This window comes from Streptomyces sp. NPDC045287 (assembly GCF_056432325.1).
Genome location: NZ_JBWKJG010000013.1, coordinates 153,857 through 167,663, shown reverse-complemented (window position 1 = coordinate 167,663; position 13,807 = coordinate 153,857). Strand labels below are relative to the sequence as shown.

Sequence of the window (13,807 nt, the reverse complement as noted above, 5' to 3'; positions counted from 1 at the left end):
AAGGATCCGACCGTGCCCGACAGCAACCCGGAAACCCATGTCATCGACTACCGGGCGGCCGAGCAGCTGCTCGCCGCGCGGGACCCGCGCGGCGCCGTCAAGCTGCTCGACTCGGTGATCGCGGCCCACCCGGAGAACACCGCCGCGCGCCTCCTGCGCGCCCGCGCCTTCTTCGCGGCCGCCCAGTTGCGCCCCGCCGAGCTCGAGTTCGAGCTGGTCCTGGAGCGCGAGCCGGACAACGCGTTCGCCCACTTCGGGCTGGCCCGCACCCTGCAGCGCGCCGGCCGCCCGCAGCACGCCAAGCGGCACTTCCGGCTGGCCGCCGCCCTCGACCCGAAGCCCGAGTACGTCGAGGCTGCGCGCTTCGACGCCACCGACTGACGCCGCGCCCGGGAGGCACCGCGGCCCGCGGCGTCCCTGCGGCACGCCCCTACGGCGCGCCCGGGCCGCCGCGCCGCCGGTCCGGGCGGCCCGGCCGGTACGGCTCGTACGGCTCGTACGGGGGCACGTCCGGGCCCGGCTGGTAGTGGGCGCCCTGCCTCATGTGGCGCAGGACCAGCGCCACGTCGACCGCCACCACCAACAGCAGCACCCCGCAGGCGACCGCCCAGCCCGTCCGCCCCACCAGCGCGAACGCGACGGTGCCGCCGAGGGCCCACAGCAGGCCCCACACACCCAGCCCGAGCCGCAGCCGGAGGGGGCTGCGCGCGGTGACCGGTTCGTTTCCACTGCGCATGGCCATCGTCCTCCCGTCCGGCGGGTACCCCGAACCGCCCTTCGATCCCGGCGGCCGGGTCCGTTGTCAGACCCCCGCCGTAAGGTCGGTGAGCGCAGGACCCCGACCGCCGGGGGGACACGTCAGGGGAGGTGAACGGCTCATGGGCGACGACACGCCGCAGGTGGACGCGGTGCACGGGAGCGCCGCCGTGTTCCTGCCCGCCGCCCTGCCCCGCGACGGCCGCGTCGCCTTCTGGTCCCCGGACGGCGGCCCCCTCCCGGCCGTTCCGGCGGGACGGGCCGGGACGCTCACCGTCGTGCGGCGCCACGGCGACGGAGCCCGCAGACGGCAGGTCCCCGCCCTCCTCCTGCCCGTCGCCGACGCCCTGCCCCTGCTCGCCACCGCCCGCCACGCCCCGCGCGCCCACCCCGCGACCGCCTGCTGGGGCGCCGCCGCCCTGCACGGGCTGCACCTCGTCGCGCGCGGGCGCCTCCTGCCCGGGCTCACCGCCGACGACCTCGACACCTGGCGGGCCGGCCCCCTGGACGCCGACGACATCGCCCACCTGCGCGCCGTCGCCGCCGCCATGCCGTACGAGGCGCACGCCGTGCCCGTACCGGGCCTGCGGCCGCTGCGGCTGCCCGAGCCCGAGGCGCTCGTCCGCGCCTTCCTCGACGCCGTCGCGGACAGCCTGCCGCGCACGCCCGCGGCCCCGTACGCCGCCGGGGCGCCGTTCGCCGCCCGGGAGCCGCAGCGGCTGCCCCACGCGCGGGCCTGGGCCGCCGAGGTCGCCGCCGGGACGGACGCGGGCGTCCGCGTCTCGCTGCGGCTCGACCTCTCCTCGTACGAGCTGTTCGACACGGACCGCGAAGGCGGCGGCGAGCGGCGGGCCGCCGCCGCGGTCGTCCAGGTGCACGGCCTCGCCGACCCCGCCCTCGTCGTCGACGCCGTCGCCCTGTGGGCCGGCGACGAGCACCTGGGCCCCCGCGCGCGCGTCGACGCCCTCCTGGCCCTGCGCCGCGCCGCCCGCGTCTGGCCCCCGCTCGGCCGGCTCCTGGAGCGTCCCGTGCCCGACGTCCTCGCGCTCACCGAGGACGAGCTGTACGAGCTGCTGGGCCCCGCGGCGGCCCGCCTGGACGCGGCGGGTGTCACGGTGCACTGGCCCCGCGAACTGGCCCGCTCCCTCACCGCCACCGCCGTCGTCCGGCCCGCGCCCGGCTCCGCCACGGACGGGACGGCGTTCTTCGACAGCGCCGAGCTGCTCCGCTTCGACTGGCAGCTCGCCCTCGACGGCGACCCCCTCACCGAGCGCGAGATGGACGCCCTCGCCGAGGCCCACCGGCCCGTCGTGCGGCTGCGCGACCGCTGGGTCGTCGTCGACCCCGCCCTCGTCCGCAAGGCCCGCAAACGACAGCTCGGCCTGCTCGAACCGGTCGACGCGCTCGCCGCCGCCCTCACCGGCACCGCCGAAGTCGACGGCGAGACCGTCCCCGCCGTCCCGGTCGGCGCGCTCGCCGACCTGCGCGACCGGCTGACCGCCGGACCCGCCCGGACCGCACCGCCGCCCGGCCTCGACACGACCCTGCGCGACTACCAGCTGCGCGGCCTGGCCTGGCTCGACCTGATGACCTCGCTCGGCCTCGGCGGCTGCCTCGCCGACGACATGGGCCTCGGCAAGACCGTCACGCTGATCGCCCTCCACCTGCGCCGCGCCCGCCGCGAGCCCACCCTCGTCGTCTGCCCCGCCTCCCTCCTCGGCAACTGGCAGCGCGAGATCCGCCGCTTCGCCCCCGGCGTGCCCGTGCGCCGCTTCCACGGCGCCGCCCGCACCCTCGACGGCACCGGCGGCGGCTTCGTCCTCACCACGTACGGCACGATGCGCGCCGGTGCCGCACAGCTCGCCGCCCACCCCTGGGGGATGGTCGTCGCGGACGAGGCCCAGCACGTGAAGAACCCGTTCTCCGCCACGGCCAAGGCACTGCGCACCATCCCCGCCCCGGCGAGGGTCGCGCTCACCGGGACGCCCGTCGAGAACAACCTCTCCGAGCTGTGGGCCCTGCTGGACTGGACCACGCCCGGGCTCCTCGGCCCGCTCAAGGCGTTCCGCGCCCGGCACGCGCGCGCCGTCGAGAACAGCGAGGAGATCGAGAACGCCGAGGCGGTCGAGCGGCTCTCCCGGCTCGTCCGCCCCTTCCTGCTGCGCCGCCGCAAGACCGACCCCGGCATCGTCCCGGAGCTGCCGCCCAAGACCGAGTCGGACCACCCCGTGCCCCTCACCCGCGAGCAGGCATCCCTCTACGAGGCGGTCGTCCGCGAGACGATGGCCGCCGTGGAGGGCGCCCGGGGCATCGCCCGCCGCGGCCTGGTCATGAAGCTGCTCACCTCCCTCAAGCAGATCTGCAACCACCCGGCGCAGTACCTGAAGGAGGACACGCGCCGGCTCGCCGGCCGCTCCGGGAAGCTGGCCCTCCTCGACGAACTGCTGGACACGATCCTCGCCGAGGACGGCTCGGTCCTCGTCTTCACCCAGTACGTGTCGATGGCCCGGCTCCTCACCGCCCACCTGGCCGCCCGCGCCGTCCCCGCCCAGCTGCTGCACGGCGGCACACCGGTCGCGGAGCGCGAGCGGATGGTGGACCGCTTCCAGTCCGGCGGCGTCCCCGTCTTCGTCCTGTCCCTGAAGGCCGCGGGCACGGGCCTCAACCTCACCCGCGCCGGACACGTCGTCCACTACGACCGCTGGTGGAACCCGGCCGTCGAGGAACAGGCCACCGACCGCGCCCACCGCATCGGCCAGACCCAGCCCGTCCAGGTCCACCGGCTGATCGCCGAAGGCACCGTCGAGGACCGCATCGCCGAACTGCTCGCCGCCAAGCGCGCCCTCGCCGACGCGGTCCTCGGCTCCGGCGAGGCCGCCCTCACCGAGCTGACCGACCGGGAACTGGCCGACCTGGTGTCCCTGAGGAGGCCGTCATGACCCCCCGGCCCGGCCCGCGCCGCCCCGCCCCCGGCGGCACCGGCGCCCCGGCGCCCGCCCCCGACGACCGGCGCCGCACGTTCCCGAGGCTCCCGCCCGTCCCCGGCGGCGACGGCGCGCCCGCCGCCACCTGGTGGGGCGGTGCCTGGGCGGCCGCCCTGGAGGAGACCGCCCTCGACCCGGCCCGCCTCGCCCGGGGCCGCGCCTACGCGGGCCGCGGACTCGTCGACGCGATCACCATCACGCCCGGCCGCGTGACGGCGTACGTCCACGGCAGCCGGGCCCGCCCGTACCGCGCGCAGATCCGGCTCGGGGTCCTCGGCGACGACGACTGGGAGAGGTTCCTCGACGCCGCCGCGGCCCGCCCCGACCACATGGCGGCCCTCCTCGACGGGGACGTCCCGCACGCCCTGGCCGACCTCACCGACCTCCTCCCGCGCGCCGGGGACCTGGCCCCCGACTGCTCCTGCCCCGACGACGGCCACCCCTGCAAGCACGCCGCCGCGCTCTGCTACCAGGCGGCCCGGATCCTCGACGAGGACCCCTTCGCGCTGCTCCTGATGCGCGGTCGCGGAGAGCAGGAGATCCTCGCCGCGCTCGGCCGCCGCAGCGCCGCCCGCGCGGCCGCCGAGGCCGCCGCCGCGCCGCCCCCGCCCGTACCGGGCGTGCCGGCCCGCGACGCCGTCACCGCCGCACCCGCCGCGCTGCCCCCGCCGCTGCCGCCCCCGCCCCATCCCGGCCGCCCGCCCGCGTACCCGGAGGCGCCCGGCGCGCCCGACCCCCTCGCCCTGGAACTCCTCGCCGGCGAGGCCGCCGCCCGCGCCCACGCGCACCTGACCACCGGCCGCGACCCGGTCGCCGGCCTCACGCCCTGGCAGGACGCCGTCCGGCTCGCCGCCGCCCACCCCGGGTCCGGCCTCACCGCCTCCACCCGGGCCCTGTACCGGGACCTCGCCGCCGCCGTGGACCGCACCCCGGCCGACCTGGCGCGCGCCGTCGCCGCCTGGCGGCAGGGCGGCCCGGCCGGCCTCGTCGTGCTCGAGGAGCCCTGGGACCCGCCCGCGGGCCCCTTCGACCGCGCCCGGCCCGCCCTGACCGCCGCCGGCTTCCCGCACTTCCGGCCGTGGCGCAACCGGCTCTCCACGGACGCGCTCCAACTCCGCCACGGCCGCGACGGCCTCTGGTACGGCTACGAGTCCGACGCGGGCCGCGAGGACTGGTGGCCGCGGGGCACCCCGGATCCCGATCCGGTCGGCGTACTCACCGGACTGCTCGGCACCTGAGCGCTACGCTGCTGGCCTGTCGTCGATCGACCCCGAAGGGGGCTTTGTGGAAGCGGAGTTGGTGGCACTGGCGTCGGCGGGGGCGGCGGCCCTCGTGCAGCAGATGGTCGGTGAGGCGTGGGAGCAGGCCCGGGGCCGGGTCACCGCGTTCCTCGCCCGCCGCTCGGGCCAGGACGCGGCGGTGATCGGCGAGGAGCTGGACGAGGCGAGGGACGAACTCGTCGAGGCCGAGCGGTCCGGCGACGAGGAGGCCAGGACCGAGGCGCTCGCCGAGTGGAGGGGCCGCATGCGCCGCGCCCTGCGCAACGACCCGGAGGGCGCGGCCGAACTGCGCGCGTGGCTGGACGAGCTGGAAGACGCTTCGGCCGCACCCCGACAGGTCGTCCGGACCCACAACACGATCAGCGGGGGAACGCAGAACGGCACGGTGATCCGGACCGGCACGGTCGGCCGCATCGACCTCGGCGGCACCCCGACCGGGTGACGTGACCACCCGGGAGGATGAAAACAGGAGAGATGATGTGAGAGAACGATTGAAACGTCCCTCGATGGGGTGATTGCGGGATCTGTCATAACCCGCCCGGGATCAGCGCGTTAACCGGAGTGCGGGCGAGCGCCCGTGAACATCTCCGGAAGGCAGGAAGCCATGAGGCACATTCGCCGAAATGGTCTGATCACTCTGATGGCCACGGGCGGCATGCTCGCCCTGGCCGCCGGCTCGGCACAGGCCGACGCCGACGTGTTCGACTCGGCGTTCGACCCGGCCGGGCTGGTCAGCGGCGACGAGACGCGGTCGGCGCACTCCCCGGCCGGCGCCTGCGGCGACACGATGAACACCGAGGGCCTGCTCAGCCCCGCGGCCGGGGGCACCTGTGCCGACGAGGGTGAGAGGCACGGCTCGCACAAGGACGAGCACGGCAACTCCCACCGAGGCGACGAGGGCGGTAAGAACCCCGTCACCGGTGTGGTCGACTCGCTCGGCCTCTCCGGCGACGACCTCCGCCTCCCCGTCGACCTGCCGGGGAAGGACTCCAGCGGCGCGGTCAGCATCGTCGGCACCGACGACCCGGCCCCCGAGGGCGGTGGCGAGGCGCAGGGGCAGCCCGTGACGCCGCCGAAGTCCGCCGAGGCGGTCGCGACGGCCGAGGTCGTCGAGCCGGTCGAGGAAGCGCCCGCGCCGACGGAGGCCCCGGCCCTCGCCGTCACGGGCAGCGGCGACCTCGTCGGCATGGGCCTGCCCGCCGCCGGCCTGGTCCTCGCCGGGACGCTGCTCTACCGCCGCTCCCGCGCGTCGGCCACGCGCGCCTGACCGGACCGGGCCCCGCGAGGTGCCCGTCACCGCCGCCAGGCCGCCAGCACGGCCTCGACGGCCGGGGCCACCCGGACGCGCGCCTGGCGGCGCGGCACCCCGCTCGTCAGCAGCGCGTCGTACGGGGTGTCGCGGTGCCGTACCGACGCCCGGACCGCCGCCGCGACCGCGCCCTCGTCCAGGGCCCGCCCGGCCGCCGTACGCCCCACGCGTCCGCTTCCGCGCACCGAGGCGTGCGCGGCGATCTCGGCGGCCCGGTCGGCCGGGCACCCCGGGAACAGGCGCCGTATCCGCGCCTCCAGCGCGGCCGTGAACCGGACGTCCTCGGCCGCGCGCCGCTCCGCGTCCCTGGCCCGGCGGCGGGCCCGTGCCCCGGCGTCGGCCCGGCACGCCGCCTCCGCCCGGGCCAGGGCCGCCTCCTCGACGAGGATGCCCTGGCGCTCGTACCGGGTGCGGCGCCTGTCGTGCCGTACGACCACGGCCCACCGGCCGCTCGCCTCCCGGGCGCGCCGGGTGAGCGCCGCGTCGCCGCGCGGCAGGTAGACCAGGTGCCCCAGGCCGGCGCAGTCCAGGCAGCGCGGCGCGGAGAGCTCCAGCACCATCCGCCGCAGCGGGCCCCGGCGGCACTGCGCGCAGCGGGCGCGCGGCCGGAGCGGCTCGACGACCACGACCGGGTCTCGCTGCACCGCGCCCCACCACCCCGTCACGCGTACGTCGGTGGGGTTCTCCCCGCGCCGCGCCCACCCCGAAACCGCGCCGGAGCGGCCCGGTACCGCGCCGCCCTACTGCCGGTAGCCGCTGAGGAACCGTCCGATCCGGCTGATCGCCGCGTCGAGGTCGTCGACGTACGGCAGCGTGAGGATGCGGAAGTGGTCCGGGCGCGGCCAGTTGAACCCGGTGCCCTGCACGACCTGGATCTTCTCCCGCAGCAGCAGGTCCAGGACGAACTTCTCGTCGTCGTGGATCGGGTGCACCTTCGGGTCGAGGCGCGGGAACGCGTACAGCGCGCCGCGCGGCTTCACACAGGACACGCCCGGGATCTCGTTCAGCTTCTCCCACGCCCGGTCGCGCTGCTCGTACAGCCTGCCGCCGGGCGCGGTCAGCTCCTCGATGGACTGGCGCCCGCCGAGCGCCGCCTGGATCGCGTACTGGGCGGGGGCGTTGGGGCACAGCCGCATGGAGGCGAGCATCGTCAACCCCTCCAGGTAGTCGCGGGCGTGCTGCTTGGGTCCGCTGACGACGAGCCAGCCGGAGCGGAAGCCGGCCACGCGGTACGTCTTGGACAGCCCGCCGAAGGTGAGGACGACCAGGTCGGGGGCGAGGACGCCCGCCGGGTGGTGGACGGCGTCGTCGTAGACGATCTGGTCGTAGATCTCGTCGGCGAAGACCATCAACTGGTGACGGCGGGCCAGATCGAGGATGCCCTCGACGACTTCGCGCGGGTAGACCGCGCCCGTGGGGTTGTTGGGGTTGATGATGACCACGGCCCGGGTGCGGTCGGTGATCTTCGCGGCCATGTCGTCGAGGTCCGGGTACCAGTCGGAGGACTCGTCGCACAGGTAGTGCACGGGTCGTCCGCCGGAGAGGGTGGTGACCGCCGTCCAGAGCGGGAAGTCGGGGGCCGGGATGAGGACTTCGTCGCCGTCCTCGACCAGCGCCTGGACCGCCATGGAGACCAGTTCGGAGACGCCGTTGCCGAGGAAGACGTCGTCGACGCCGACCCCGGTGAGCCCCATGGCCTGGTAGCGCTGGGCGACGGCGCGCCGGGCGGAGAGGATGCCGCGCGAGTCGGTGTAGCCGTGCGCCCGCGGCAGCATCCGGATCATGTCCTGGAGGATCTCCTCCGGCGCCTCGAACCCGAACAGGGCCGGATTGCCGGTGTTGAGGCGCAGGACGCTGTGGCCCGCCTCCTCCAGGGCGTTGGCGTGCTCGATCACCGGGCCGCGGATCTCGTAGCAGACCTCGCTCAACTTGCTCGACTGCCGGAACTCCATACGGCGACCTCCACGGAAAGGGTGTTGCTTGGTTTTACCAAGTGGGAGCTTGGAAAGTCCAACAAGACGTCTAGACTGCGTCGCATGCCACGTCCGAGCACGCGTTCCGCCGACCGCCGCCGCAGCTACGACCAGTACTGCGCCGCTGCCCGCGCCCTCGACGCCGTCGGCGACCGCTGGACCCTGCTGATCGTCCGCGAACTCCTCGCCGGCCCCCGCCGCTACACCGACCTCCACGCCGACCTGCCCGGTGTCAGCACCGACATGCTCGCCACGCGCCTGAGGGACATGGAGCGCGACGGCCTCGCCACCCGCCGCCGCCTGCCGCCCCCCTCGTCCGCGTACGTGTACGAGCTCACCGGCCGCGGCCGCGAACTGCTGCCCGTGCTGCGCGCCCTCGCGCGCTGGGGCGCCCCCGCGCTGGACGGGCCCCGCCCCACGGACGCCGTGCGGGCGCACTGGTGCGCGGTGCCGCTGCTCGACGCGCTGGAGGCGGTCGGCGAGTCCGGGACGGTGGAGGTCCGCCTGGACGAGGGCGTGTTCCACGTCCGCCTCGGCGACGACGGCGGGCCCGCCTACGGGGACGGGCCCGCCGAGGCGCCGGACGCGCGGCTGCGCATGGACGCAGCGACCTGCGTGGCGGTGGGCGGCGGCGAACTGACGCTGGCGGCGGGGGTGAAGGCCGGGCGCGTCGAGGTGGCGGGGGAGAGCCCGCTGGCCGCCGCGCTCCGGGGCGAGACCGGCCGGGGCTGACCGGCCGCCGCCCGCTGTCGTTCGCTTTCCGCCGTCGGCCGTCCGCCGTCCGCTGTCGTCCGCCGTCCGCGGTGCCGGCCCTCCTTGGCAGGATGGGGGCGTGCGACTGGAACCGATCACCTGGGAACGGCTCACCGACGCGCTCGCCGAACGCCTGGACGGCCTGAGCCCCGCCGACGGGGGCCCCTGGCTGAAGGTCGCCGTGGACGGCGCCCCCGCCGCCCGGCCCGGCGACCTGGCGGACGGCGTGGCGCAGGAACTGCGGCTGCGCGGGCGGGAGGTGATCCGGGTCGGCACGTCCGGGTTCCTGCGCCCGGCGTCGCTGCGGTTCGAGTACGGCAAGGAGGACCCCGACGCGTACTACGACGGGTGGTTCGACACCGGCGCGCTGTGGCGGGAGGTGTTCGGACCGCTGGAGCCGGGCGGCAGCGGACGCGTCCTGCCCGACCTGTGGGACCCGGTCACCGACCGCGCCACCCGCAGCCCGTACCGGGAGCTCGCGCCCGGCGGCGTCCTGCTGCTGCACGGGCCGTTCCTGCTCGGGCACTGGTTCCCGTTCGACCTCACCGTGCACCTGCGGCTCTCGCGCGCCGCGCTGGCCCGCCGCACGCCCGAACGCTGGACGCTACCGGCCTTCGAGCGGTACGAGGAGGAGGTCGCCCCGGCGGACGCCGCCGACGTGGTCGTACGCGCCGACGACCCGCGCCACCCGGCCTGGACCGGCCTGCCGTGACCGGCCGCGCGGCCACCGCGCCGCGACCGGCCCGCCCGGCGTCTTGCCGTCACCGCGCCGGGCGCCCGCCCACCACCGTCACCGCCTCCGCGCCCGCCCGGCACCCCGCCGCCGCGGCCTCCGCCACCGTCGCGCCGGCCAGCCGGGCCGCCAGGAAACCGCCCGCGAAGGCGTCGCCCGCGCCCGTGGTGTCGACCGGCCGCACCCGCGGCGCCGGCACCCGCGCGACCACCGCGCCGGCCTCCGCGACCAGCGCGCCCTCCGGGCCGAGGGTGACCGCGACCAGCCGGTGGCGGCGGCTCAGCGCGGCGGCCGCCGCCTCCGGAGCGGGCAGGCCCGTCAGCAGCGCCGCCTCGTCGGCGTTCGGGAACAGCACGTCCGCACCGGCCACGGCCCCCAGGAACCGGTCGACGCCCAACGCGCCGACGAACCCGGTGGACGCCGGGTCCACGCTCACCGGAACGCCCCGCTCCCGCGCCGCGGCCGTCGCGAGCACCGCCGTGTCCCGGCTGGTCGCGGCGAAGAACAGATAGCCCGACAGGTGCAGGTGGGCCACCCCGTCCAGCAGCCGCGGCGAGAAGTCGGCGGGGGCGAGCCGCAGCACCGCGCCGCTGTCCGTGAGGAAGGTCCGCTCCCCGCCGGCCTGCCCGTCGACCAGCGCCACCACCGTCCCGGTCGGCGCCACCGCGTCCCGGACGAGCAGCGGGCGCACCCCGGCGCGGCGCAGCGCGGCCTCGTGCCAGGCCGCCTCGTCCACGCCGACCCGCCCCAGCAGCCGTACGTCGGAGCAGCCGGAACGGGCCGCCCAGCACGCCGCGTTCGCCGCCGCCCCGCCCGGCAGGATCCGGATCCGGGCGGCGGTGTCGGTGCCCGGGGCGAGGGGCTCGGCGTGCCGGGCCACCACATCGGTGACCACGTCCCCCACGAGCAGCAGACCGCTCACCGCGCCTCCGCCGCCCCGGTGCCCCCGCTCGTCCCGGGCGTCTCTTCTGTCCCGGGCCCTTCTCCTGCCCCGGCCGTCCACGCCGACGCGATCCGCGCCGCCAGCCGTACGTTGCCCCGTACCGCCGCCAGGTTCGCCTCCAGTGACGCCCCGTCCGTGTGCCGCACCAGGTACTCCAGGAGGAACGGCGTCACCGCCTGGCCGGTGATGCCCCGTTCCCGGCACTCCGCCAGGCCCTCCGCCAGCACCCGGTCGTGCAGTCGGGGGTCCAGTTGCTCGTCCTCCGGCACCGGGTTGGCGACGACCAGCGCCGCCCCGGGCCCGCCGAGCAGGTCCTGTGCCCGCATGACCGCCGCCACCTCCTCCGGCGACCCCACCGTCCAGTCGACCGGCTCGCCCGACGACGCGAGGTAGAAGCCGGGGAAGCGGTCCGTCCCGTACCCGGCCACGCCCACGCCGAGCGTCTCCAGCCGCTGGAGCGTCGCCGGCAGGTCGAGGATCGACTTCACACCGGCGCAGACCACCGTCATCCGCGTCCGGGCCAGCAGCCGCAGGTCCGCCGACTCGTCCTGCGTGCGCGCCCACTCCCGGTGCACCCCGCCGAGCCCGCCCGTCGCGAACACCCGCAGGCCCGCCCGCGCCGCCAGGAACGCCGTCGCCGACACCGTCGTCGCCCCGCTCGCACCCGCCGCCACCGCGAGCGCCAGGTCCCGGTGGCCCAGCTTCCGCAACGAAGCGTCCGCTGCGACCCGTTCCAGTTGGTCCCCGTCCAGGCCGATCCGGGGCACCCCGTCCAGCACGGCGATCGTGGCCGGGACGGCGTCCTCGGACCGTACGAGCGCCTCCAGCTCCTCGGCGACGGCCAGGTTGCGCGGGCGCGGCAGCCCGTGCGCGATGATCGTCGACTCCAGGGCGACCACGGGGCGGCGCGCCTCCAGCGCCTCCCGCACCTCTTCCGACAACACCACTGCGGTCTGGGACATGCCCCCATCCCTGGCGCGCCGGCCACACCCCCAAACATCGGCGGCCCCGCCGCTCCCCGCCCGTACGCCCCTTTCCCGCGCCCCCTCACGCCCCCGGTACTCCCACGGCGCCCCGGCAGCCGACCGCGACCTGCTCCACGCGGACCGGGACGCGAGCGTCGCCCGGCAGGGCACGGCCCCGGACGACCGGGTCACGCGCGCGCCGGTCCCCGGCACGTACGACGTGCCGGACCGCGCCCGCGACACCGGCCACCCAGGCCCTCGACCTCGCCGCCCGCAGACACCGGGCCACCGGTACGGGCCACCGGTACGGGCCACCGGGTCACCGGTGGGGACGCCGGCCCCGTCGCCGCCGCCCGCGCCCGGCCACCCGCGCCGACCGCCCGCGCCGACCGCCCGCGCCCGGCCGCTCCGCCCGCCGGAACAGCCGTCAGAACAGCGGCTCCGGAAGAACCCCCTCCAGCACCAGCAGCCGCCGCTTGGTCTCCAGCCCGCCGCCGAACCCGCCGAGCCCGCCGCCCGCCTCCACCACGCGGTGGCACGGCACGACGACCGGCAGGGGGTTGGCGCCCATCGCCGCGCCCACGGCCTGCGCGGCACCGGGCTGCCCGACCCGGGCGGCCAGCTCCCCGTACCCGACGAGCGTCCCGTACGGCACCCCGGACGCCAGCTCACGCAGCACCTGTCGGTTGAACCCGCTGGTCAGCGACCAGTCCAGGGGCAGCCGGAACTCCCGGAGGCGGCCCGCGAAGTAGGCGTCCAGCATCCGTATCGGCTCGGCGAGGCGTCCCGCAGCAGTCTCCACCGGCTCCGCCCCCAGCCGCGCCGCGAGCCGGGTCGGCGTCTCGCGCCGGACCCCCTCGCCCGCGTGGAAGACCACGCCGACCAACCCGTCGGCGGTGGCCGCCAGCAGCAGCGGCCCGATGCCACTGCCGACGACCGCCCACTCCACGGTCCGCCCCTCACCCCGCGTGCCGCTGTCCATGCCGCCACGGTACGCGCCGCCACCGACAACGCGGTCGGCGAGACCGCCCACCCCCCGCCGCCCGGCCGCGCGGGCGCCGCCCGGGTGGACTACCCTCCACGCTCAGGTTCGCGGCGGAAGGCCGAGGGGTGAGGGGCGCACGGGTATGCGGGGCACAGTCGACGGATTCAGCCACGGGCTGATCACGCCCGTGGTGGCCTACCTCATGGCCTGCCTGGGCGGGGCCCTCGGCCTGCGCTGCACGACCAGGTCCCTGCGCGCCTCCGGAGCCCCCCACCCCGGCTGGCTCGCCCTCGGCGCCGTGTCCATCGGCGCCGGAGTGTGGACCATGCACTTCGTCGCGATGACGGGCTTCCGCATCGAGGGGGTGCCCATCGGCTACGACCGCCCGATCACCTTCGCCAGCCTCGCCGTCGCGATCCTCATGGCCGGCGTCGGGATCCTCGTCGTGGGGCTGCGCGGCCGGACCGCGATGGCCCTGGTCACCGGCGGCACCATCACCGGCCTGGGCATCGCCACCATGCACTACCTCGGCATGGCCGGCATGCGCCTCCCCGGCCGCGTCGAGTACCACACCCCCACCGTCGCCCTCTCCGTGGTGATCGCCGTGGCGGCGGCCACCGCGGCACTGTGGGCCACCGTCAGCGTCCGGGGGTTCGCGGCGAGCGTCGGCGCGAGCCTCGTCCTGGGCCTCGCGGTGACCGGCATGCACTACACCGGCATGGCCGCCGCCACCGTCCACCTCCACGGCGGCGCCACCGCGGCGTCCGGTCGCTCCGGCCCGGCGGACCCGGCCGGAGCGGCGGGCGCGGCCAAAGCGGCGGGCGCGGCCGGAGCCGCCGGGACCGCGGACGCGGCGGGCGCGGGAGCCGCCGGCGCCGCGGGCGGCGCGCCCGACGTGACCGTGGCGGCCGACGGCGGTACGGCGCCCCTCGTCCCGCTCCTCGCCGGACCGGCCGCGTTCCTGGTCCTCGCGGGTGTCGTCGTGCTGTTCGACCCGACCCTGGTCGGCGGCGACGGGCCCGGGCGGCACCCCGCCGACCCGCGCGCGCACCGCCCCGGCGTCCCCGCCCCGCGCCACCGCGACCACGACGCCGGCCGCTGACCGGGGGCCGTGCGCCGCGGGCCC

The 13,807-nt window shown here is 77.0% G+C and carries 14 protein-coding genes; 8 read left to right on the top strand and 6 right to left on the bottom strand.

Features of this window, described 5'->3' with window-relative positions; genetic code table 11:
• The first annotated feature begins 12 nt into the window (after positions 1-12).
• Entirely contained in the window at positions 13-381 is a 369-nt protein-coding gene (locus AC07D6_RS22185) for a tetratricopeptide repeat protein (RefSeq protein ID WP_315876465.1), read from the top strand.
• A gap of 49 nt (positions 382-430) precedes the next feature.
• Here the strand turns inward: AC07D6_RS22185 and AC07D6_RS22180 are convergent, their stop codons facing one another.
• Positions 431-736, bottom strand: a complete 306-nt coding sequence (locus tag AC07D6_RS22180; RefSeq protein WP_479046819.1) for a DUF6343 family protein — start codon at positions 734-736, stop codon at positions 431-433.
• Positions 737-878: 142 nt separating this feature from the next.
• Between AC07D6_RS22180 and AC07D6_RS22175 the strand changes: the two genes are divergently transcribed.
• The 4 genes from AC07D6_RS22175 to AC07D6_RS22160 all read left to right on the top strand — a co-directional run bounded on the left by AC07D6_RS22175 (position 879) and on the right by AC07D6_RS22160 (position 6,287).
• Positions 879-3,695 carry a DEAD/DEAH box helicase gene (locus tag AC07D6_RS22175; protein ID WP_315876463.1) on the top strand — a complete coding sequence of 939 codons (2,817 nt, stop codon included), beginning with the start codon at positions 879-881 and terminating at the stop codon, positions 3,693-3,695.
• A complete protein-coding gene (locus AC07D6_RS22170; RefSeq protein WP_315876462.1) occupies positions 3,692-4,978 on the top strand; it encodes an SWIM zinc finger family protein in 1,287 nt (428 codons plus the stop codon). The genes AC07D6_RS22175 and AC07D6_RS22170 overlap by 4 nt, the downstream gene beginning before the upstream one ends.
• Before the next feature lie 46 nt (positions 4,979-5,024).
• Positions 5,025-5,462, top strand: coding sequence for a hypothetical protein (locus AC07D6_RS22165; RefSeq protein WP_479046815.1), 438 nt, complete (start codon positions 5,025-5,027; stop codon positions 5,460-5,462).
• A gap of 162 nt (positions 5,463-5,624) precedes the next feature.
• Positions 5,625-6,287: a chaplin family protein gene (locus AC07D6_RS22160; RefSeq protein WP_315876460.1), complete on the top strand. Its 663-nt coding sequence runs from the start codon at positions 5,625-5,627 to the stop codon at positions 6,285-6,287.
• Between the two features lie 26 nt (positions 6,288-6,313).
• On the opposite strand, the gene AC07D6_RS22155 is transcribed toward AC07D6_RS22160, so the two are convergent.
• Positions 6,314-6,973, bottom strand: coding sequence for a DUF2293 domain-containing protein (locus AC07D6_RS22155; RefSeq protein WP_479046813.1), 660 nt, complete (start codon positions 6,971-6,973; stop codon positions 6,314-6,316).
• A 96-nt stretch (positions 6,974-7,069) separates the two neighbouring features.
• Positions 7,070-8,281, bottom strand: a complete 1,212-nt coding sequence (locus tag AC07D6_RS22150; RefSeq protein WP_479046811.1) for a pyridoxal phosphate-dependent aminotransferase — start codon at positions 8,279-8,281, stop codon at positions 7,070-7,072.
• Positions 8,282-8,365: 84 nt separating this feature from the next.
• Between AC07D6_RS22150 and AC07D6_RS22145 the strand changes: the two genes are divergently transcribed.
• Entirely contained in the window at positions 8,366-9,034 is a 669-nt protein-coding gene (locus AC07D6_RS22145) for a winged helix-turn-helix transcriptional regulator (protein WP_479046808.1), read from the top strand.
• Positions 9,035-9,134: 100 nt separating this feature from the next.
• On the top strand, positions 9,135-9,767 hold the full coding sequence (locus AC07D6_RS22140; protein WP_315876456.1) for a nucleoside/nucleotide kinase family protein: 633 nt from the start codon (positions 9,135-9,137) through the stop codon (positions 9,765-9,767).
• 49 nt (positions 9,768-9,816) lie between these two features.
• On the opposite strand, the gene AC07D6_RS22135 is transcribed toward AC07D6_RS22140, so the two are convergent.
• From AC07D6_RS22135 to AC07D6_RS22125, 3 genes are all read right to left on the bottom strand, one after another.
• Positions 9,817-10,710 carry a carbohydrate kinase family protein gene (locus tag AC07D6_RS22135; RefSeq protein WP_479046805.1) on the bottom strand — a complete coding sequence of 298 codons (894 nt, stop codon included), beginning with the start codon at positions 10,708-10,710 and terminating at the stop codon, positions 9,817-9,819.
• A complete protein-coding gene (locus AC07D6_RS22130; protein ID WP_479046802.1) occupies positions 10,707-11,693 on the bottom strand; it encodes a pseudouridine-5'-phosphate glycosidase in 987 nt (328 codons plus the stop codon). The genes AC07D6_RS22135 and AC07D6_RS22130 overlap by 4 nt, the downstream gene beginning before the upstream one ends.
• A 430-nt stretch (positions 11,694-12,123) precedes the next feature.
• Positions 12,124-12,678 carry a methylated-DNA--[protein]-cysteine S-methyltransferase gene (locus tag AC07D6_RS22125; RefSeq protein ID WP_479046799.1) on the bottom strand — a complete coding sequence of 185 codons (555 nt, stop codon included), beginning with the start codon at positions 12,676-12,678 and terminating at the stop codon, positions 12,124-12,126.
• Positions 12,679-12,823: 145 nt separating this feature from the next.
• Between AC07D6_RS22125 and AC07D6_RS22120 the strand changes: the two genes are divergently transcribed.
• Positions 12,824-13,783 carry an MHYT domain-containing protein gene (locus tag AC07D6_RS22120; RefSeq protein WP_479046797.1) on the top strand — a complete coding sequence of 320 codons (960 nt, stop codon included), beginning with the start codon at positions 12,824-12,826 and terminating at the stop codon, positions 13,781-13,783.
• Positions 13,784-13,807 lie beyond the last annotated feature (24 nt).